This window comes from Maribacter sp. R86514 (assembly GCF_044597005.1).
In the GTDB taxonomy this organism is placed as follows: domain Bacteria; phylum Bacteroidota; class Bacteroidia; order Flavobacteriales; family Flavobacteriaceae; genus Maribacter.
The window spans coordinates 3840156-3863048 of the sequence record NZ_CP138999.1 but is presented as its reverse complement, the minus strand read 5'-3'; the positions used below and the strand labels follow the sequence as shown (position 1 = coordinate 3863048).

General features: G+C 36.5%; 18 protein-coding genes. 8 read left to right on the top strand and 10 right to left on the bottom strand.

Going from position 1 to position 22893, the window contains the following annotated elements:
* Positions 1-7: 7 nt before the first annotated feature.
* The 6 genes from gldL to SJY30_RS16875 form a co-directional block, all read right to left on the bottom strand.
* Complete coding sequence (gene gldL, locus SJY30_RS16900) at positions 8-664, bottom strand: gliding motility protein GldL (protein WP_036156763.1); 657 nt, start codon at positions 662-664, stop codon at positions 8-10.
* Between the two features lie 86 nt (positions 665-750).
* On the bottom strand, positions 751-2115 hold the full coding sequence (gene gldK / locus SJY30_RS16895; protein WP_396633288.1) for a gliding motility lipoprotein GldK: 1365 nt from the start codon (positions 2113-2115) through the stop codon (positions 751-753).
* A gap of 121 nt (positions 2116-2236) precedes the next feature.
* Entirely contained in the window at positions 2237-3394 is a 1158-nt protein-coding gene (locus SJY30_RS16890) for a formimidoylglutamase (protein WP_396633287.1), read from the bottom strand.
* Between the two features lie 60 nt (positions 3395-3454).
* Entirely contained in the window at positions 3455-5959 is a 2505-nt protein-coding gene (topA, locus tag SJY30_RS16885) for a type I DNA topoisomerase (protein WP_396633286.1), read from the bottom strand.
* Positions 5960-6171: 212 nt separating this feature from the next.
* On the bottom strand, positions 6172-7437 hold the full coding sequence (locus tag SJY30_RS16880; RefSeq protein ID WP_396633285.1) for an LVIVD repeat-containing protein: 1266 nt from the start codon (positions 7435-7437) through the stop codon (positions 6172-6174).
* Between the two features lie 55 nt (positions 7438-7492).
* Positions 7493-8239 carry a hypothetical protein gene (locus tag SJY30_RS16875; RefSeq protein WP_396633284.1) on the bottom strand — a complete coding sequence of 249 codons (747 nt, stop codon included), beginning with the start codon at positions 8237-8239 and terminating at the stop codon, positions 7493-7495.
* Positions 8240-8389: 150 nt separating this feature from the next.
* Between SJY30_RS16875 and miaB the strand changes: the two genes are divergently transcribed.
* The 7 genes from miaB to groL all read left to right on the top strand — a co-directional run bounded on the left by miaB (position 8390) and on the right by groL (position 15369).
* A complete protein-coding gene (miaB, locus tag SJY30_RS16870; RefSeq protein WP_396635340.1) occupies positions 8390-9835 on the top strand; it encodes a tRNA (N6-isopentenyl adenosine(37)-C2)-methylthiotransferase MiaB in 1446 nt (481 codons plus the stop codon).
* Positions 9836-9856: 21 nt separating this feature from the next.
* A complete protein-coding gene (locus SJY30_RS16865; RefSeq protein WP_396633283.1) occupies positions 9857-11143 on the top strand; it encodes a sigma-54 interaction domain-containing protein in 1287 nt (428 codons plus the stop codon).
* A 21-nt stretch (positions 11144-11164) separates the two neighbouring features.
* Positions 11165-11686: an LptE family protein gene (locus tag SJY30_RS16860; RefSeq protein WP_396633282.1), complete on the top strand. Its 522-nt coding sequence runs from the start codon at positions 11165-11167 to the stop codon at positions 11684-11686.
* 4 nt (positions 11687-11690) lie between these two features.
* Positions 11691-12827, top strand: coding sequence for a hypothetical protein (locus SJY30_RS16855; protein ID WP_396633281.1), 1137 nt, complete (start codon positions 11691-11693; stop codon positions 12825-12827).
* A gap of 6 nt (positions 12828-12833) precedes the next feature.
* Positions 12834-13193 carry a preprotein translocase subunit SecG gene (gene secG / locus SJY30_RS16850; protein WP_396633280.1) on the top strand — a complete coding sequence of 120 codons (360 nt, stop codon included), beginning with the start codon at positions 12834-12836 and terminating at the stop codon, positions 13191-13193.
* 143 nt (positions 13194-13336) lie between these two features.
* Complete coding sequence (groES, locus tag SJY30_RS16845) at positions 13337-13615, top strand: co-chaperone GroES (protein ID WP_036156781.1); 279 nt, start codon at positions 13337-13339, stop codon at positions 13613-13615.
* 119 nt (positions 13616-13734) lie between these two features.
* Positions 13735-15369, top strand: coding sequence for a chaperonin GroEL (groL, locus tag SJY30_RS16840; protein WP_036156784.1), 1635 nt, complete (start codon positions 13735-13737; stop codon positions 15367-15369).
* Between the two features lie 404 nt (positions 15370-15773).
* On the opposite strand, the gene SJY30_RS16835 is transcribed toward groL, so the two are convergent.
* From SJY30_RS16835 to SJY30_RS16820, 4 genes are all read right to left on the bottom strand, one after another.
* Positions 15774-16139: a heavy-metal-associated domain-containing protein gene (locus tag SJY30_RS16835; RefSeq protein WP_396633279.1), complete on the bottom strand. Its 366-nt coding sequence runs from the start codon at positions 16137-16139 to the stop codon at positions 15774-15776.
* A 21-nt stretch (positions 16140-16160) separates the two neighbouring features.
* Positions 16161-18422, bottom strand: a complete 2262-nt coding sequence (locus SJY30_RS16830) for a TonB-dependent receptor domain-containing protein (protein WP_396633278.1) — start codon at positions 18420-18422, stop codon at positions 16161-16163.
* Positions 18423-18443: 21 nt separating this feature from the next.
* Positions 18444-20936 (bottom strand): heavy metal translocating P-type ATPase, encoded by a 2493-nt coding sequence (locus tag SJY30_RS16825; RefSeq protein ID WP_396633277.1) that lies wholly within the window; start codon positions 20934-20936, stop codon positions 18444-18446.
* A 198-nt stretch (positions 20937-21134) separates the two neighbouring features.
* Positions 21135-21548: an HYC_CC_PP family protein gene (locus SJY30_RS16820; protein ID WP_396633276.1), complete on the bottom strand. Its 414-nt coding sequence runs from the start codon at positions 21546-21548 to the stop codon at positions 21135-21137.
* 190 nt (positions 21549-21738) lie between these two features.
* Between SJY30_RS16820 and SJY30_RS16815 the strand changes: the two genes are divergently transcribed.
* Positions 21739-22839, top strand: a complete 1101-nt coding sequence (locus SJY30_RS16815; protein WP_396633275.1) for a hypothetical protein — start codon at positions 21739-21741, stop codon at positions 22837-22839.
* Positions 22840-22893 lie beyond the last annotated feature (54 nt).

Here is a 22893-nt window from a genome sequence, read left to right as displayed (position 1 = left end):
ATCCAAACTAGTTTTTGCTCATTGCAGATAACATACCACCATATACACCATTCAATGAAGAAAGGTTTGTAGACAAAGATGCCATTTGATCTTTAAGTGCACTTGCATTTTGAACAACTTCTTCATTAACTGAAGCTTGCTTGCTAGCACTTTCTAATTGTACTTTATAAAGACTGTTCAATGACTCCATTTGAGAAGCAGCCTGAACCATTTCACTAGAATATTTCTTAGTAGATTCCATTGCATCAACTGTTGGAGCGATACCTTTAGCAGCACCTTCAAAGTTTTTAATGCTTGAACCTAAGCTTTCCATAAGACTTGCATCTACACCAGCTTCTTTCAATAAATCATCTAATTTCTTAGATAAAGATGCCTCAGCTTCTTTTACTTCTGTTGCAGCTTGTGCTTTCTTAGGCGCTTTGCTTTCACCACCAGCTAATTCTGGGTATACTAATGCCCAATCTAAATCGTCATCTACTGGTTCGAATGCACTGATCGCGAAAATTAATGCTTCTGTAATAAGACCTATCGCTAAAAGAATACCACCATTTAATGGTCCTAACTCCCAGTGAAGAATTTTAAATAATGCACCAATAATTACGACTGATGCCCCAAGCCCGTAGGCCATGTTAAATAATTTTTTTGTGGATTTTGACTGTGCCATGTTTAATTTAATTTTAAGGTTTAAAAAATAAAGATTTGGTTAAAAAAATGAATTTGAATTTATTATAAAACTGTTAATATTATTATTTATTGTGTGGAATCTTCCTCACCCATATAATCTTGTACTGTTCTGAAACCGATGTAACTACGAGCTGAATCTGCGTATTCGTAATCTCTTGTACTTACTTGTAAGAAGTAAGCTACATCTTTCCAAGAACCACCTCTAATAACTTTTCTTGTATTAGATTGATCACCTCCGTTAGGGTTCATTGTTGATACATAATCATATGCACTGGGATCGTAACTTGAGTTTGTCCACTCAGAAACATTACCGGCCATGTTGTACATATTAAAGTCGTTAGGCTCGTAAGATTTCGCTTCTACCGTATATAAAGCAGCATCTGCAGCATAATCTCCACGTTGTGGCTTAAAGTTTGCCATAAAACAACCAGTATCACTGATTACATATGGTCCACCCCATGGGTACGTACCACCTTCGATACCACCTCTTGCAGCATATTCCCATTCAGCTTCCGTCGGTAATCTAAATTGATTAACGAACTGTCTACCACGACTCTTGTTGTCATCGTTTTTAAACTTCGTTCTCCAGTTACAGAATGCTTTTGCTTGTTGCCAGCTGATACCTACTACAGGATACTCGCTATATGCATCATGCCAGAAATAATCGTTATGCATTGGTTCATTGTAAGAATAAGAGAAATCTCTGATCCAAACCGTTGTATCTGGGTATATCTCAACTTCTTCTGTTCGGATAAAGTCTTTACGACTATTGTTCCCTTTTACAGAAGCACGAGCAGCTGCCTCAATATCCATCCAGCTATATTTATACTTTAATGTCTTAACATCAATTGTACGTTGACCATTATAAGACTCTTCTTCAGAAAGATAGATAGAATCCATTATTTCGGTATAATACTCATCTGGGTAATCTGATGTGTTCCAAACTAATTCCTCATCTTTGCTTAACGCTCTACCTTCGTATCCCGTCTCACCCATACCTGAGTAATTATCCAACATATACTTATCGTATACAGATGCTCTTGTAGTATCTGCATCTTTAAAAGCATAGTCACCAATACCGCCTTCTTCTGGACCTATACCTAATTCATCAGCTAAAATGGCCAGTTTGGTTCTAACGATAGAATCTTTTACCCATTCTACAAACTGACGATACTCACTGTTCGTGATTTCGGTATCATCCATGTAAAAAGAACGTACCGTAACTGTCTTAGTCGGTGCATTCAATAATTTTCCTTGGTCTTCTTCACTCTTACCCATTATGAAAGAACCCCTTGGGATAAGTTCCATTCCATATGGTTTTTCCGGATACCATTTTTTTCCCTGGACTCCAGTTAGCTCACCTTTCTGTTTAGACCCACAACTTGTGAGTAAAAAAACAAACGCTATAGAGGATAACAATAGCTTCTTCATACTTTAGGTTAAATTTCGATTATGGTTAAACTCAGAATACAATAATTTATTCTATCAACTAAAACTAGGTTTTATATAAAATATTGTATTAAAGTCTTTTTATGCTTTAAAAAAAATAATGTTAATTAAAGCCTTTCTTGTAGGCCTTAAACCACCTTTCAGGAATTTGTTGATTACATGCATCTAAATAATCCTTCTCGGTGCAAGGTAATAACGCAGGTGTATGGCCTTTAGTATGTGAAGTGAAAATAGATGGGACTTCTGTCCACCATCTTTCTGTTAATAAACTTTTGTAGAATACCAATTCTTCATCTTCGCTAGGTACATTGTACTTTACAAAGTCATCTGTTTTGGTGTACGGAGATTCTTTGATTCTAAAATTGATACCTTCTATAAAGTACCATATTATCTGAGCTATTAGCTGTTGAGACTGTACGGTGTTCTCCATTTCATACAAGCCGAATACAGATACTTTATCACTAATACCGGCATATCTAGAAATAGCACAGATCTCTCTTCCATTAAATCCGTTAGGTGAGAAATTAGCGGACAAAGAAATTTCACTTGCTTTTACAGATCGTAAGTCTAAACTTACCATATGCGCATTTCTTAGTACCGGTTCTGCCAAAGAAATATCATTTGCAACTTCACCAAGTCTATAGGCGTCAAAAAATAAACGCTCCATTAAATCTATTTCTTCTTGGGCATTAAAATAACTCTGATACCCGATATTTGAGAAATTGAATAGATTATTTGGCTTATCGGTTATGATTTTACTCATATAAGAATGTGATGAAATGAGCTCATCTTCTATTCCAAAATCAAACCTACTATCTATTGCAACCAGATTGATCATATCTCTAATACCATCAAAAGCTCGGTAAGCAGGATACGTAATATCTTGTGTTGCCCCTAAAATTATAGGTATGATATCTTCTTCCAACAAGCCGGCCACGACTTCTTTGACCACAAAATAAGTGTCATTCACGGTAGCGCCTTCTTCTATATCTCCTAAATCTACTATGGTAGCATTCCAGTTCCCTATTAGAAGTTTGTAGAATTGTAATCTTATTGCAGAAACATCTAACTTTTCATGTTTCTTCTCGTAGGCATTTCTAGACTCCCTTACCCCTACAATTGCTACGGTAGCATTTGCCAAAACCGGCAAACCATCTTGTTCTGTATGTATGTAGGTGTTTTTACCAATAGCCTGACTAGGTAACAACTCATTATGAGCTAAAACTTTATCCGATACCGGAACTAGAAAATCAAAGGCCATTTATTAAAGGTTTTTAGGAATCATAAAAATACTATACTAATCTTTTGACCTAAAATTAAATTACTTTTTCGTTTTAGGTTTAGCTTTTGCCTTTTTCTTTGGAGCTTTTTTCTTTGGAGTCTTCGCCTCGATCAACTTTTGAGCCTCTTCTAAAGACATATTAACCACATCGACAGTTTTTGCTAACTCCACCTTGATCTTGCCTTTTATAACATTATGACGGCCCCATCTCGCTTTTTCTATACGAATGCCTTCTTCTTCCCAGTTATGAATGACCTTATCGATCTCTTTTTGTTTTTTGATTTCGATTAGCTCTATAATGTCATCATTAGATAAGTTATCAAAATCGTACTTTTTGTTTACGTTAATAAACATACCGTTCCATTTAATGAACGGCCCAAATCTACCCGTACCTTTTGTAACTTCTAAATCTTCGTACATAGCAATTGGTGCATCGGCCTTCTGCTTAGCAACAATAAGTTCTATAGCTCTATCCATCTCTATTTCAAAGGCACTCTCGCCTTTATCCATAGAAATAAATTTCTCACCAAATTTCACATAAGGTCCAAATCTACCTACGTTGGCCAATACTTCTTCACCCTCATAAACCCCTAATTTTCTAGGTAGTTTAAAAAGATCCATTGCCTCTTCATAAGAAATGGTGTTTAAAGATTGCTCTGGTAATAAACTTGCGAATGTTGGCTTCTCTTCATCATCAACAGTACCTATTTGCACCATTGGTCCAAATCTACCTAAACGTACAGATACTTGTTTTCCACTTTTTGGGTCTTTACCCAATATTCTTTCTCCGCTGGCACGGTCTGCATTTTCTTCTACATCTACTACATTAGGATGAAAATCTTTGTAGAATTCTTTCATCATTTTCTTCCAATCTTCATCACCGGAAGCAATTTCATCAAAATCTTCTTCTACCTGTGCGGTAAAATTGTAATCTAATATATTCGCAAAATTACTTACCAAGAAATCGGTAACGATAATACCAATATCCGTAGGCACCATTTTACCTTTATCAGAACCTACATTTTCGGTTAGGTTCTTAGTTTCTATCACATCTGACGACAATATCAATTGTTGATATTTACGTTCTTTACCTTCTATAGTACCTTTTTCTACATAACCTCTATTAAGAATAGTAGATATTGTAGGCGCATATGTAGACGGTCTACCTATACCCAACTCTTCTAACTTCTTAACCAAAGATGCTTCCGTAAATCTATATGGCGCTCTTGTAAAACGTTCTGTCGCTGAAATAAAGTTGTTCAATAAACGCTCACCTTGCTTCATTGCCGGCAGCATACCTTCTTGTTCTTCAGCAACATCTTCATCATCTACACCTTCCATGTAAACTTTCAAGAAACCATCAAACTTAATTACCTCTCCGTTTGCTGTGAACTCTTCTGTATGTTTGTTGGCCTTTATTCTAACATTGGTACGTTCCAATTGCGCATCGCTCATTTGAGATGCAACGGTACGTTTCCATATTAAATCATATAATTTAGATTGATCACGCTCCAACGAAGGAGATTGATTCCCCATATCCGTAGGTCTAATGGCTTCGTGTGCTTCTTGAGCTCCTTTAGACTTCCCTTTAAAGTTTCTTGTTTCGCTATACTCTTTTCCGTAGTTTTTTTCAATAGCCTCTTTGGCAGATGCCAATGCTTCGTTAGAAAGATTAACACTATCCGTTCTCATGTAGGTTATTAAACCCGCTTCATACAAACGTTGGGCTACCTGCATGGTTCTACCTACAGAAAAATATAATTTTCTTGATGCTTCTTGCTGTAATGTAGAAGTGGTAAACGGCGCAGATGGCGATTTCTTAGCCGGTTTTTTATCTAATTTACTTACTGAAAAATCAGCTGCTTTGTTTTTCTCTAAAAATGCCTTTGCATCTTCTTCGGTAGCGAACGTTTTGTTCAGTTTTGCCGAAAATACACTACCTGCTTCAGTTTGAAACTCTGCTGCAATCTTAAACGATGCTTGTGGCTCAAAACCTTCAATATCTCTTTCTCGCTCAACGATTAACCTTACGGCTACCGACTGAACACGACCGGCTGAAAGACCCGGCTTAATTTTTTTCCAAAGTACGGGTGATAGTTGATAACCAACCAAACGGTCTAATACTCGTCTAGCCTGTTGTGCATTTACAAGGTTGAAATTGATTTCCCTTGGGTTCTCAATCGCTTTTTGAATAGCTGCTTTTGTAACTGAGTTAAAAACAATACGTTTTGTCTTCTTCTTGTCTAAACCTAGCTCTTCTGCCAAGTGCCAAGAAATAGCCTCTCCCTCGCGATCCTCATCACTCGCGAGCCATATAGTTTCTGCTTTATCCGCCAGACTCTTAAGCTTTTTCACTAAAGCTTGCTTGTCTTTATCAACTATATATTTCGGTGTAAAATCGCCTTCAACATCTACTCCCAACTCCTTTGAAGGTAAATCTGCAATGTGACCAAAGCTCGATTCTACCTTATAATCTTTTCCCAAAAACTTCTCTATAGTTTTGGCCTTTGCAGGAGACTCAACAATTACTAAATTTTTCGCCATCAACCTTGTTTATACTTACAAATGTATACTAAAAATTAAACTTTGGAATTTCAAGAATTTATTTTTCCCCATATTTCAACAGAGTTTAGCCTATTAAATCATGAAATTAATGCTTATTCTAGCCGCTATATCACAAGACATAAACTAATTAGGCGCTCAAATAAAAAAAGGGAAGCTAAACTAGCTTCCCTTTTTTTAACCTAATAATAATTTTACAATTGAAATGTACTTAACAATCTAATATCATTATCTACATATTCATATTGATATAATGTTTGATCACCTATCATTAACAAAGAAGAAGCCAATGGTATTACATCGTAAGCTACAATATCTTCAAAAGTATTTATCAAAGTGACATTTGGCGCATCTGTTTTGTCATAGACTTTTAAGCCCGAATCTCCGTCGCACACAAAAAGGGTATTTTCTTTAATACCTAATCCGTTAGGACCATCCATAGGATAAATCACCTTTAATTCAGGATTTGCAAGATTAGATATATCAACTACATAAAGTCCACTTTCCGTACTACCACAGAAATTACCTCCTTTTAAAGTTACATACGCGTAATCACCATCAACAACGACAGGATCACAAGCCGTACCATGTCTAAACTCTGAGATGAATTCTGGTTTTTCAGGATTCTCTATCCCATAAATATACATGCCTTGAGATCCTCCTATAAATAAAATATCTCCTTGACTGTAAATAGTTTCAATATCCCAGGCAACTTGCACATCATCCAATACCTGTACATTTTCAACATCTGTAATGTCGAAAATATTGATATCGTTATAATCAACAACATAAAGATAATCTCCAATAATTTTAAATCGTGCTAAAGAACCACCTTGACCTGTACTTGGCTGCGGAGTATCATTAGAACTTTCAAGAGAATCTACCACACAACCATCACAATTATACCTAGATTCATACTCCTCTACCGGTCTTCTTTCGGTCAAAACCTCCCAACCAATTACAATATGCCTATCGTAATCAATATCTCCATATTCATAAAAATCTGCTTGAGGATATTCTATATTCGAAAGCCATACTTCATTATTATATATAGCATTGGCAATTCTACTTTGAATGGTAATATTAGTAATATCCGAAATATCAAAAATGACCAAGTCGCCATAACTATCGGCATATATCTTATCATCTTTAATAGAAATATCATTATTACCTTCTAGCTTGATAAATGCAATGCTTTCCGGTGATGAAGGATTTTGATTATCGATTACATGAAAACCCTTATTCACATCATTGACAAAAATATAATTACCGTAGGCATATATTTTACCTGATGATACAATTGGTACCGGCTCAGTAACCGAAACAGCTTCTGCCTTAAAAGTAATTGCATCTTGCAAAATGGGTCTTGCCACTTGGTAATCTTCATAAGGTCCATCATCATCACAAGAAACAAATACAGATAAAACTATGGCACAAACAAGAAAAAGAAAATTCTTCATGGTCTATAAATTAACTGGTTGCAACAATTAGATGAAGAAACCTGTAATAGTTGCGTTACAATAAGTTTGAATTAGCTTCTACCTCGTTGAAACCTACACCATCTTTATACATATAATACGTTGGCACCTTACCTAACATTGCAGTAAACAATACTCCTACACAACACAGAATAAAGCCCAGTTGCGCCACAAGTGCAGAAACAATCACCAAACCAAATATAACCAGCCAGTTTTTATTGCCTAAAGTAAAACTTGCCTTCACCATTTCTAAAGGAGATAAATGATTTGAAAACGCCAAAAAAGCAGGTATCAATGAAACTGGAACCATTACATAGAACATACCCACACCGCAGGCAAGTGCCCCAGCAATCGACAGCCCAAAAGTGTATAGCGCAAGTATGAACACCTTACCTAAACGCCCTTCTTTAAAGAAAAAAAAGTAGTCATCACTAGATTCTTCACCTAGATCTTTTTCTCTACATATCTTCAGAAATGCCGCGTTCAAAGCCAAGGCAAAAGTAGTTACACCAATTGCAAACACAGGCGCAAGAATTGCCATCGCAATAGCAGCCATTGGTGGTAAAGCATCATGCTGAAGCGACTCTGGATCAGTTATACCCAAAGCGATCATAGGTATATACAGAATAATATAAAAGGGCAATATTACAACGAAGGTCAAAAGCAAGATAATGAACCCCTGCAACCAGACTTTTTTAAAAAGCTCAATAGACCTACTGAATATGGTTCCAAATTCTAAATCTGGCTTGGTTTTAATCTGCTGTGTCAAGTTTTCTAAATTCATATGTGTTGGTGGTTATAATTGGTGATAAAACTAAATAATTTTAAAGTGTAAAGCATAAACAAACCCTAAATAATCATGTCATCTTGTCATATTTTTGATTATAATAGTATCTTTGCCATCCAAAATATTTTATTGCAACGTATTACAAAAATGGAGAAAACCATAGACGAAAATGTGCAGGGCACAACTTTGGTAGTAGAAGGAAAAGAAATGAACAAGCGTAATCTTTACATTGAGAGTTATGGTTGCGCCATGAACTTTGCCGATAGTGAAATTGTTGCATCTATCTTAGCGACCGAGGGTTTTAATACCACCCAAACGTTAGAAGATGCAGATTTAGTACTTGTAAACACGTGTTCTATAAGAGATAAAGCAGAGCAGACCATTCGTAAAAGATTAACCGAATATAATAAGGTAAAAAAATCTAGACCACATTTAAAAGTTGGAGTTCTTGGCTGTATGGCAGAACGCCTGAAAGACAAGCTTTTAGATGAGGAAAAAATAGTGGATATGGTCGTTGGGCCAGACGCCTATAAAGATTTACCTAATTTGATCAAAGAAGTTGATTCTGGTAGAGATGCCGTAAACGTTATTCTTTCTAAAGATGAAACTTATGGCGATATAGCTCCCGTCAGATTAAATACGAACGGAGTAACAGCTTTTGTATCTATCACCAGAGGTTGTGATAATATGTGTACTTTTTGCGTAGTTCCGTTCACGAGAGGTCGCGAACGTAGCAGAGACCCACATTCTATTTTAGCAGAGATCAGCGAACTTTCTGAAAAAGGATTTAAAGAAATTACACTTCTAGGTCAGAATGTAGACAGCTACTTATGGTATGGCGGCGGACTTAAGAAAAATTTCGTGAATGCTACGGATATGCAAAAAGCAACTGCCACCAACTTTTCTAAATTATTGGAAATGGTAGCATTGGCAAACCCTAAAATGCGCATTCGGTTCTCTACATCCAACCCGCAAGACATGACCTTGGACGTCATCAGAACCATGGCCAAGCATAAAAACATTTGTAATCATATTCATTTACCTGTACAAAGCGGTAGTAATCGTATTTTAAAGGAAATGAATCGGCTACATACTATTGAAGAGTATTTTGAACTAACAGATGAAATTAGAAAAATTCTACCTGGCTGCTCTATTTCTCAAGATATTATTACAGGTTTCCCTACGGAAACCGAAGAAGATCATGCTGCCACGTTAAGAGCATTGGAATACGTAAAATACGATTTCGGTTATATGTATGCATATTCTGAAAGACCGGGCACTATGGCCGGTAGAAAAATGGAAGATGATGTGCCAGAGGCTACAAAAAAGAGACGCCTTTCTGAAATTATTGCCTTACAGAGAAGCCACTGTCAATACAGAACCGAAAAACATGTTGGTAAAATACAAGAGGTTTTAATTGAAGGAACCTCTAAAAAATCTGAACAGGAATGGATGGGAAGAAATAGCCAAAGTACCGTTGTGGTCTTTCCGAAAGAGAATTACAAGGTGGGCGACTTTGTAAACGTACAAATTAACGATTGCACTTCTGCCACTTTAAAAGGTGTTGCAGTTGGGTATTCTGACAATAACTAATTTTATAGTAGCCATTTTTATATGGAAAGTATACAAAGCATAAAACAACGTTTTGAAATAATTGGGCAAGACCCAAAACTTAACCGTGCTCTTGAAAAAGCAATGCAAGTTGCCGCAACTGACATTTCCGTTCTGGTTACAGGTGAAAGTGGTGTAGGAAAGGAATCTATTCCAAAAATCATTCATTCACTTTCCCATAGAAAACACGCAAAATATATCGCCGTAAACTGTGGCGCCATACCAGAAGGTACTATTGACAGTGAACTTTTCGGACATGAAAAAGGGGCATTTACCGGGGCTACACAAACAAGAAGCGGCTATTTTGAAGTAGCGGATGGGGGTACCATATTTTTAGATGAAGTTGGTGAACTACCATTAACTACCCAAGTAAGATTATTACGTGTACTTGAAAATGGTGAGTTTTTAAAAGTAGGCTCATCACAAGTGCAAAAAACAGATGTACGTATTGTTGCGGCTACGAATGTAAATATGTTCGAAGCGATTAAAAAAGAGCGTTTTCGCGAAGATTTATACTATCGTTTAAGCACTGTAGAAATTAACATTCCGCCATTACGCGAACGTCAAGGTGATATTCATTTATTGTTCCGAAAATTTGCATCCGATTTTAGTCAGAAGTACAAAATGCCTACCATTAGACTAGATGACCATGCCGTATCATTATTGACAAAATACAGATGGCCTGGTAATATTCGCCAGCTAAGGAATATCGCAGAACAGGTATCGGTCTTAGAAGAAAATAGAGCTATTACCGCTGCCACTTTAAACGGTTACCTGCCGCATAACAATACAAGCAATCTACCTGCAGTAGTCTCCAATACTAAATCTGAAAGCGACTTTAGCAATGAAAGAGAAATACTGTACAAAGTACTTTTCGATATGAAAGGCGACCTCAACGACCTTAAAAAGTTGACCATGGAGCTTTTAAAGAACAACGATTCTGAAAAGGTTCAAAAAGACAACGAAAACCTGATTCGTAAAATTTACGGTAATGATGATGAAGAAGATGCCGATATAGAACACGATACGCAAGATGATGCTTCGATGAACCTTTTACATTTACCTGAACCCAAGCAAGAAGAAGCTTCTATAATTCAAGAATCCTACGAAGACAAATATCATTTTGCCGAAGAGATTCAAGAAGAAGAAACCCTATCTTTACAAGAGAAGGAAGTAGAATTAATCAAAAAATCTTTAGAACGTAACCGCGGAAAAAGAAAGGCTGCAGCAACAGAATTAGGTATTTCTGAACGAACACTTTATCGCAAAATAAAACAGTACGATCTTTAAACTAAAACGAATCTCATTTCAATGAAATACCTTAAAAAATCTTTGCTATTCATGCTCCCCGCAATCCTACTTTTAAGCTGCGGTGTATATAATTTTACCGGTGGTAATGTTGGTGAAGCCAAAACGTTTCAAGTAAATTACTTTCAAAATTATGCAACCCAAAGTCCGGGTTCTACTTTTGAACCTGGGGTTGACAGAGATTTTACGCTGGCATTACAAGATAGAATTCTAAACCAAACTAGTTTAGATTTAATTACTTCTGGTAACCCTCATCTGTTATACGAAGGAGAAATAACCGAATATAAAATTTCACCAATGTCTGCCACTGCTGCACAAACTGCAGCGCAAAACAGACTGTCTGTTCGCGTTAAAGTGCGCTTTTACAATCAATTAAAAGAAGATGCCGCTTTTGACCAAAGTTTTTCTTTTTTTTACGATTACCCGGCAGATACACAATTGGCTAGCATAAAGAGTGAAGCCCACGAAATCATTTTTGAAAGGTTAACACAAGATATTTTCAACGCCTCATTGGCAGATTGGTAATTATATGAACGTTAAGGACTTTACATATTTTCTAGAACATCCTACTAAAGTGGTAGAACCTATTCACACAAAACATCTAGAAGATATCATTGACGAATATCCTTATTTTCAAGCAGCACGCGCATTACATTTAAAGGGACTAAAAAATCTTAATAGTTACAAATACAATAAAGCCCTTAAGGCAACTGCTGCATATACTACGGACAGAGATGTTCTTTTTGAATTTATTACGTCTAAAGACTTTTTACAATTCGACCCTACCAAAAGTACAATTGCCGAAATAGAAGAAAATAAAGAGATTGAAACCATAGAAGAGGTAGAAGAATCAACTACGGTAGACCAAATTGAAATTGTCGAAGAAGAGAATTCTTCAATTTCACAAGAAGAAGTAAATATACCTGATGAACCTACCGAAGAAGTAGAAGTTAAAGAGATTGAACCTACAGAAACCGATGCATCGGATATTATCATCGCAGCCACTACTGCCGCACTAATTGCCCCTTCTGACGATAAACCATTACCACAAAACGAAGAAGACGCCGATAAAATTTTAGACCCAGCATTATTTCAATCTAAAAACCCTGATAATACTGAAGATGAAAATGCTCTTGATATAGGTAAACCCTTATCTTTCGACGCAAAAGAAAAATATTCTTTTTCTGAATGGCTTAGTCTAGCTTCAAAAAAACCTTTAGATAAAACTGAAGAGAATATTGATGAGGATGTTAATGAGGATGTTCACGAAGAAAGCATTGAGCCCCAACCCGAGGTTATAGAAAGTAAAATTGAAAAAACCATTTATAAGGCACAGGAACAAAAAGTTACTCCGAAACCTATTAGAAAACCCAAGGTCAAAAGTGAGGCAATTAAAAAGAAATACGACCGTATAGACAAGTTTATAGCTTCTAACCCTAAAATAGTTCCTACAGAACAGAGTGCGGTCATAGATATATCAAGTTCTTCTAAAATTGACCATAATGAGCTGATGACAGAGACTTTAGCGAGGGTTTACCTGGAACAAAAAAAGTATAAAAATGCAATTCAAGCCTACAAAATTTTAAGTTTGAAATATCCAGAAAAAAGTAGTTTCTTTGCAGACCGAATTAAGACGGTAGAAAAATTACGAAAAGATAATAAATAATTTAGAATGAGTACATTTTCAATTTTCCTAATACTTATCATTGTTGTTTGCTTATTGCTAGTATTAGTGATCATGGTACAAAACCCAAAAGGTGGCGGACTTTCTTCTTCTTTTGGTGGAGGAGGTAACCAAGTTGTTGGTGGAGTTAAAAAAACAGGTGACTTTTTAGATAAAAGCACTTGGACTCTAGCAGGTCTATTAATAGTTTTAATCTTAGCTTCTAACGTTGCCCTTAAAGGTAACTTTGGTGATGCAGATTCAAAATTATTACAAGGTGATGATATTGAAACCGTAGTGCCAGAAGCACTGCCAGAAACAGTAACACCACCTGTAACTAACGAGCCTACACCGTCGGATAGTTTATAAAAATAGTACTACAATATATTTTAAATGCCAGCTTGTCATAAGCTGGCATTTTTTGTTTACAATTTGTCAGGAAATAGGCAATGGCATAATTTCTGCCCTTGCATAAACACGAAACTAAAAATCAATTTTAAAAATTAATAATTATGGCTAAAGTTAATATCAAACCATTGGCAGACCGAGTTCTTATCGAGCCAATGGCAGCTGAAACTAAAACTGCATCTGGACTTTATATTCCTGATACTGCAAAAGAGAAACCTCAGAAAGGTAAAGTTGTTGCCGTAGGTCCTGGAACAAAAGATGACAGTGTAACCGTTAAAGTTGGTGATACGGTTCTTTACGGAAAGTATGCTGGTACCGAACTAAAACTAGAAGGTACAGATTATTTGATGATGAGAGAAAGTGATATTCTTGCTATTATCTAAAAACTAGCAACCGGCTGCTGGCTATTCGCCACTAGCCTATAAATTTTTATTAAAAAAATTAATAATCTTCTTGACTTTATGCCCCGTGTAAAAAGTCATAAATCAAAATAAAATTAAAAATGGCAAAAGATATTAAGTTTGATATAGATGCAAGAGATGGCCTTAAAAGAGGTGTTGATGCATTGGCAAACGCTGTAAAAGTAACATTAGGACCAAAAGGTAGAAATGTTATCATCAGCAAATCATTTGGTGCTCCACAAGTAACTAAAGATGGTGTTACCGTTGCAAAAGAAATTGAATTAGAGAACCCATTAGAAAACATGGGTGCGCAAATGGTTAAAGAAGTTGCTTCTAAAACTAATGACCTAGCAGGTGACGGTACTACTACCGCTACAGTTTTGGCTCAAGCTATCGTTAAAGAAGGCTTGAAAAACGTTGCTGCAGGCGCTAACCCAATGGATCTTAAAAGAGGTATTGACAAAGCTGTTGAAGCCATTGTTGAGAATTTATCGAAGCAGTCTAAAAAAGTTGGTGATTCTTCTGAAAAAATCAAGCAAGTTGCTTCAATTTCCGCAAACAACGACGAAACTATTGGTGACTTGATCGCTCAAGCTTTCGGTAAAGTTGGTAAAGAAGGTGTTATTACTGTTGAAGAAGCTAAAGGTACAGATACATACGTTGACGTTGTTGAAGGTATGCAGTTTGATAGAGGTTACCTTTCTCCATATTTCGTTACCGATTCTGAAAAGATGGTTTCTGATCTAGAAAGCCCATACATCTTGTTGTTCGACAAGAAAATATCTTCAATGAAAGATTTACTTCCAGTATTGGAGCCAGTTGCTCAGTCAGGGAAGCCTTTATTGATTATTGCTGAAGATGTAGATGGTGAAGCATTAGCTACATTGGTAGTAAACAAGTTGAGAGGTTCTTTAAAAATCGCTGCTGTTAAAGCTCCTGGTTTTGGTGACCGTAGAAAAGCAATGTTAGAAGATATCGCAATCTTAACTGGTGGTACCGTTATTTCTGAAGAAAGAGGTTTCTCATTAGACAACACTACTTTAGATATGTTAGGTACTTGTGAGAAAGTACAGATAGACAAAGACAATACAACTATCGTTAACGGTGGCGGTGTTGCAAAAGATATTAAAACTAGAGTAAACCAGATCAAATCTCAAATCGAGACAACTACATCTGACTACGATAAAGAGAAACTACAAGAGCGCTTGGCTAAATTAGCTGGCGGTGTTGCAGTACTTTATGTAGGTGCAGCTTCTGAAGTTGAAATGAAAGAGAAGAAAGATAGAGTTGACGATGCATTACACGCTACAAGAGCTGCCGTTGAAGAAGGTATCGTTGCTGGTGGTGGTGTTGCTTTGGTAAGAGCTAAATCTGTTCTTGCAAAGGTGTCTACTGAAAATGAAGATGAAGCTACAGGTTTACAGATTGTTGCCCGTGCTATTGAAGCTCCTTTAAGAACTATCGTTTCTAACGCTGGTGGTGAAGGTTCTGTTGTTATCGCTAAAATACTTGAAGGTAAAGGCGATTACGGTTACGATGCTAAATCTGAAAAATATGTTGAAATGATGAAAGCCGGTATTATAGATCCTAAGAAAGTAACTAGAGTAGCGTTGGAAAATGCAGCTTCTGTTGCCGGTATGATCTTAACTACTGAATGTGCTTTGACAGACATTAAAGAAGATGCTCCGGCTATGCCTCCTATGGGTGGCGGTGGCGGAATGCCAGGCATGATGTAGGTTGACAGCGCCGACAGGCAACTATTAGCTTGTTTGCGGACATACATAAAATTTAAAGCTGCACTTGAAAAATTCAAGTGCAGCTTTTTTTATACTTATACCAACAAAAAACCACCTTCTTTATTTACAGAAAGTGGTTTTCATGTCCAAACGGTATTGCCTTCTAAAGGCGATAACCTTACTACTTCTTTTTAGGAGCAGCTTTTGGAGCAGCCTTTTTTCCAGCTTTTGCCGGAGAAGGCTTTGCAGCTGATTTTGCTTGTGCCATTGTTATAGAATTAAAGATAAATCTATAGCTAATGTATTCCAGATTTTGATTCGTGATTATCGCGTTGGCAAAATATTAACTATAATATTTCTCCAAAACATATTAATGCACAATCGTACTGAAGCATAAAGTTCTACTACTGATTACCATGGTGCATACCATCATCAGAATTGTCTTCTCTATACAAACAACATGGGTGCACACTATTGTAAGCTTCATCTGTTGCTTTTAATTCTTTGGTATCATGACCTACTGCAACAATAGCCATTTTAACTTTCATTGCATCGGTTTTACGTTCATCCATGATAATATCTAACTGATGCGTTGGTATACTCCAATTCGCATACTTTACTCCTTTTACATTTAACGCAGCTTCTTCTATACGCTCTTTACACATGGCACATCTACCATTTACATCAAAGGTCATTTTCTTGTTCTTGTCTTGAGCATAGGTCAATACTGCAATCAGCATCATTGCCACTGATAAAATTGTTGTTTTCATAGGTATTATTGTATTTGTTATTTATAATATCTTAAATCTGAATCCGCCATAGAACATTCTTCCCATTATTGGCGCATATACTATGGTTGTATCAAAATTGGGACCAAAAGGGTCATTTGCTCCTAAAACCGGATTATTTTGTTGTTCTCCTGTTAAATTCTCGCTACCTATATACAACTCTATCGTATTAGAAAATACCTTAGTTATTTGAGCATTCATTAAATTATAAGGTTTTGAATATTCTCCTAACTGATACGCTAACTCATTAAAACTGGTGTCAGGCAATCTCATTTTACCTAAAGCGTGCAAGGTATAATCGAACTTCCATTGAGAACCATTTTCCTTTGTCTCTGTTTCGTACCCCAAATTAGCTAAAAATCGGTGTTGTGCCAGTAATGGCTTTTGCAAATTCCCACTCTTGTAATCTGTAGAAACATCGTAAAACTTATACGATGTTCTTAGGTTTAATCGCGATAGCAACTCATAATTCACCTCTACCTGAAAGCTCTTGGCACTACTATCTCCGTCTAAATTATAAAACGAAACTTCTTGAGGAGTCTCCCAATCCACTACGATTTGGTTTTTAAAATCTGTAATGTAATAGTCTAAAGTAATATCTCCTTTTTTACCCAAAAAATTAAATCCCTGTAAAAAACTGACTCCGTAGTTCCAAGCGTCTTCAGGCTCAAGACCGTAAACACTACCACCAGTATCAGCAATATTAATTGTTCTAGCCGAAGCAAACAACTGCTGATTTTCCGCAAAAATATTGGCTGCTCTTTTACCCCTACCAAACGAACCTCTTAGACTCCCTTTTTCCCATGGGGTATACCTAATATGGAATCTAGGCGTAATAAAAGTTCCTAACCTGTTATGATTATCTACTCGTAGACCAGCAGTTAGACTTACCTTTTCCAAATTTTCATAGCTGTATTCAAAAAAGGCACCAACAGAATTATCTACACGAGAATAATCTGCAGACGTCACTATTTCATCATAACCATCATAAGCAAAAGTGATTCCCGTTTTAAACTTATTTCTAGTATCTCCTATAATTGAATTAAATATAAGGTTACTATATAAACTTTCGTGATTGATATCATATGTTCTGAACCCAAAATAGGAATCTTGTTTATGATAACTATATGATGTTTGAAAACCTAAACTCTGAAAAGGTAATTCCGGAAAAACATATCCCAGTTTTAATGATGTATCGAACCTACGTGTATTAATTTCACTTCCCCACACCTCGGCTCCGCTCAGTGCCTTATTGGCTCCGTCTACTCTATCTGTATTAGGGTCAAAATCAACTTGCCCCACTTGCTTTTCATCATTTAAAAACCGAACGTTAAAAAAACTGACCCATCCTTTTTCCGCATCTTGGTACTGCCAACGGTTCATTACATTCAATTGCTCACCTAATGGTGCATCTAAGAATCCGTCATTATTATCATCTTCTTTTTGTACTCGTTTATTACCGTGTATATATAAACCTGTACTCCACTTATCCGTAAGCTTTCTATTGAAATGAGTGTTCAATTCATAGCGCCCGTTTTGGTTTGCATACCCGTTTACAAAAACAGCATTATCAGTTAATGGTTTTACCAGCTCTGTGTTAATCTGACCAGATATACTTTCATAGCCATTTACAACACTACCTGCACCTTTGGTAATTTGAATACTCTCTATCCATGTACCAGGTGTAAAGGTTAATCCGTATGCCTGTGACGCTCCACGTACCATAGGAATATTCTCTTGGGTGATCAATAAATACGGACTTGTCAATCCTAACATTTGTATTTGTTTGGTACCCGTTAACCCATCGGATAAATTCACATCAATTGCCGGATTGGTTTCAAAACTCTCCGCCAAATTACAGCAAGCGGCTTTCAATAACTCTGCACTATTAACGGTGATGACGTTCTGCGGACTGAAATAAGTCTTCTGTATTGCATCACGTTCTTGTTGCACCACCACCTCTTCTAATTCATTAGATGGCTTTAAAACTATTCTCAAAGTTTTAGGTTCGTTTATTGTCAGTGTATCCGACTCAAAACCTACATAACTAATTATTAATCTATTAAATTCCTTTATGTACGGAATTGAAAATTTACCGTCAAAGTCTGTCACTACTCCCGTTTGGGAATCTTGCCAATAGACATTTGCACCCGAAAGTGTCAACGCATTAGACCCCTCAGAATCTAACACTACACCTTCTACCTTTTCTTGGGAAAAAGCAAACCAGGGCAACATGGCTATTATTAGTATGATATATTTATTCATTTAATTTTTTATTCAATTTTATTAATCAATTTTTGCTGCTCGTAATCGTAATGCATTTGCAATCACAGAAACAGAACTGAAACTCATTGCTAAAGCGGCAATCATAGGAGAAAGCAACAATCCGAAAAAAGGATATAACACTCCTGCAGCAATAGGAATACCGACCGTATTATATATCAGTGCAAAAAATAAATTCTGCTTAATGTTTTTCATCACAGCTTTACTTAAGTTGTGTGCTTTAACGATACCATGTAAATCACCTTTAACCAGGGTAATCGTAGCGCTCTCAATAGCAACATCTGTACCAGTACCCATAGCAATACCTACATCACTTTTTGCCAATGCAGGTGCGTCATTTATTCCATCGCCGGCAACAGCAACTTTTTTACCCTCTGATTGTAAACGCTCCACTTCTGCAAGCTTGTCTTGAGGAAGCATACTCGCTTTAAAATCGGCTAGATTTAAATAATCCGCTACAGCCTTTGCCGTATCATGATTATCACCCGTTAACATGACTACCGAGATACCAGAAGCCTGAAGCGCTTCAATAGCCTTTTTACTAGTTTCTTTGATTAGGTCACCTATAGCAATAAAACCTGCGACATTATCATCAATTGCCATATAAGAAACCGTTTTACCTTGCTTTTGATACGCCGTAACAACTACTTCCAAATTTTCAGGAATAGTCACTTTAGCCTCACTCATCATTTTATCATTTCCCAAAACAACAGCCTCGCTATTAATTTTACCAGAAACCCCCATACCCGTGATAGAATTAAAATTATCAACCTTTAATATTTCTACATTTTGAGATTTTCCGTAATTAACAATGGCTTCTGCCAATGGGTGCTCACTTAACTGATTTAAAGAAACAATGTACTGCAGCACCTTTTTCTCGTCAATTTCTGCAATACTCCTTACTTTTTCTACCGATGGCCTCCCCTCGGTTATGGTTCCCGTTTTATCTATTACCAGAATATCAATTTTATCCATTCGCTCTAAAGCTTCGGCATTTTTAATCAACACTCCCGATTGCGCTCCTTTACCTACACCTACCATTACGGACATTGGTGTAGCCAAACCTAGTGCGCACGGACAAGCAATTATCAACACCGCAATGGCATTTACCAAAGCATATACATAAGCCGGTTCTGGACCAAAAGTGACCCAAACCAAAAAAGTTACAATAGAAATAAAGACAACTGCCGGTACAAAATAACTAGATATTTTATCTGCTAGTTTTTGAATAGGCGCTTGACTACGACTAGCCTTGTTCACCATATCTATAATTTGCGACAATAACGTATCTGCCCCTACTTTCTCTGCAGTCATTACAAAAGAGCCTTTACCATTTATGGTACCTGAGCTTATTGCATCACCAACCACTTTTTGAACTGGAACAGGTTCACCCGTAATCATAGATTCATCCACGGTACTTTCACCTTCATAAATACTTCCATCTACAGGTATTTTATCGCCTGGTTTTACACGAAGTAAATCTCCTTTTGAAATTTGGTCAATAGAAATGCTCTCTTCTTTACCGTCAACAATCTTAACAGCTTTATTCGGTGCTAATTTCAGCAACTCTTTTACCGCAGAATTCGTTTTACTATGTGCGCGAGCTTCTAATAACTGACCGAATAACACTAAAGTCAAAATCACCGTAGCGGCTTCAAAATATACATGAACTGTACCTTGATCCGTTTTAAATTGTGGTGGAAAAAAATCGGGCACCAAAATAGCGAATACACTAAACAACCACGCCACCCCTGCTCCAATTCCTATTAATGTGAACATGTTTAAATTCCATGTTTTAACAGAACGATAAGCACGTTCAAAAAACATCCACGTGGCATAAAACACCACAGGTATCGATAATGCAAATTGCACCCAGTTCCAATACTTCAAGCTCAAAATATCCTGAAGCGGATTATTAGGTATCATTTCTGACATTGCAATAAGAAAGATCGGCAACGTAAACCCTACTGCTATTTTAAACTTATTCAGTAGTTTTTGATAGCTCTTTTCTTCGGCGGAAATATCTGCTTGCTTCGGTACTAAGTCCATACCACAAATTGGGCAATCGCCAGGTTTATCACTAACAACCTCTGGATGCATTGGGCACGTATACTCTTGACCGTTATTAGATGCAGCACTTGCCTCCTCTACCAAATCCATACCACAAACCGGGCAGTCACCAGGTTCTGTATATGTCTTTTCTCCTTCACAATGCATTGGGCAGTAAAAAACGCCATTACCATTTTCAACAGCTTTGGGTTTTGTAGCCTCATGCACATGAGCACCGAGTTCATGGATGGAATAATGCCCTCCGTCAGCTTTCATAGCCGCCTGCAAAGTTTTTAAGGGAATTTCATTCTCCATTTCCAAAACTGCCTCCGCCTTTTCTAAATTCACCGCAGCATTGGATACTCCGCTAATTTTTACCAAGGTTTGTTCAACATGACCTCTACAGCCATTGCAGGTCATTCCATGAATTTGATATGTGTTTTTCATAATGAGATTATGATTTCTTTCAGTTGTTAAAACTGCTTCTACTATTTCAACTAATCATATTCACTAACTTTTAAAAATCTACATATAAAACAACTACATAGAGGTAGACTTGCTTTACAGCATTATAAAAAAGCAAATAGTTAAAAGTAGTATTTGATTACACTGTATTTGCGAACTAACGCTAATCATCAGTTGAAATCAAATCAAGAAAACTTGGTGTAGAATATTCAAATCTTCAGCAAGTATAGGCGGTGGATATGAATCAAAATCGACATTCTCATCTGTAGTTTCTTCAAACAAGCCTATATAAGAACTTGTAAAAGAGATTAAGAATACCTTTTGTGAAAAATCAAAACTAGAAATATCATGTGTTAAATCATCTTGACCCTGCATGGTAAAAGCTTCATCGTTACAGCAATGCTTTTTTACTGTATCCGCATCTTCCAATAAAGACAGACCAGCTTTCATTCCACAATCTTCAGCATGATTAAATAAAGCTATATCCATAACACGCCCCATACACAAATGCTTTTCTACTGTCCAAGAAATTGTTGACAGTAACAGTAGCATTGCCATGAACACAGAAAATAGTTTATGTAGCAATTGTTTCACACTGTAAAATTACAAAATATTGAATAGCTAAGGGCTTTAACCGCATTTCTTTAACAAAACATTTAATTAAGAAATATCTTACAAAATAAACTAAGTGAAAAATATACGATTCTGAATATTTTTAAGTTAAAAGAGTTAACACATTAACAAATAACCATCATTAAACACTAATTACCAAAATTTTAAAATCATGAAAAAACAAATTAAACAGGTTTTCTTAATATGCACTATTGCCCTTTTCATAGGCAGTTGTAGCTCTGATGATGGATCAATTTTTGATACTCCACTACCAGATGACACTACAGGAGATGACGGTAGTGACGACTCTGATGAGCCGGAAGTAGCAACGATAGTTTTCAACGAAGCTGTTCCTTCTTCAAATATTACAACAGCATCTGCAAGCGGAGAAGCAGGTACTAATGTTACAGGTAGAGTTATTTTTACTTCAGACGCTACTACACAACGAAGAATGTATATTACCCAAAATTATTTAGGACAAGGAGAAATGCCTTTTAGTTCTTTTGATTTGGTAAGTGATGATTTAACCAAAGCCTTAAAAGCCGATGGTTCTATTGATCTAGATGGCGCTACAAAGAAAGAAATCGATTTTTCTTTTCCTCTTCCAGTTCCGGATATTGAAAACGGAGAAATTGTTTACTCTTTTTGGACTACCACCGGTAAAGGTGACTTTAGAGATAGCTCGAAAAGATTGGCATTAGGTGTAGGTCAAATTACAGTAACAGTTGGTAATGGTACCAACCCTACCGCTGCCGTTAGGGAATTTACAGATGTTAAACTTTTTGCTCCGGCACAAGATGGTTCAACAGAATCTTTCTTTTCCTTATTAAATGAAACTGTTTACAGAATTGATGTAGGACCTGAATTTAGAGCTTTCTGGGATTTTGGATACTACTACGGTGCTGCTGGTGATTCAGCTGGTGACAATGCTTCTTTTGCTTCAACCGAACAATACGATGCTTCTTTTGGATTTGATGTAGAAGGACTTAAGCCTGGCACAGACGAGGAAAATGCTGCTACGGAAACTTTGAACCAAATGTTCTTTGCAACTTCTGCAACCTTAGACGTTGCTGCTTTTGATGCGATAACCCTAAATAGTGAATTAAACTTTATAGCCAGTTCAAATGCTCAAAAAATCACAAACTTAAATGTAGGTGACGTTATAGAATTCGTAGACAACTACGGCAAAAAAGGTCTTATTAAAATAACCGCTATCGAAGCTGGTTTCAACAACAACGATTTTATCGAGTTCGATGTTAAGATTCAACCATAATCTCAGCAGATAATATATAGTATTAAAAAGAGGATGTTTAAAAACATCCTCTTT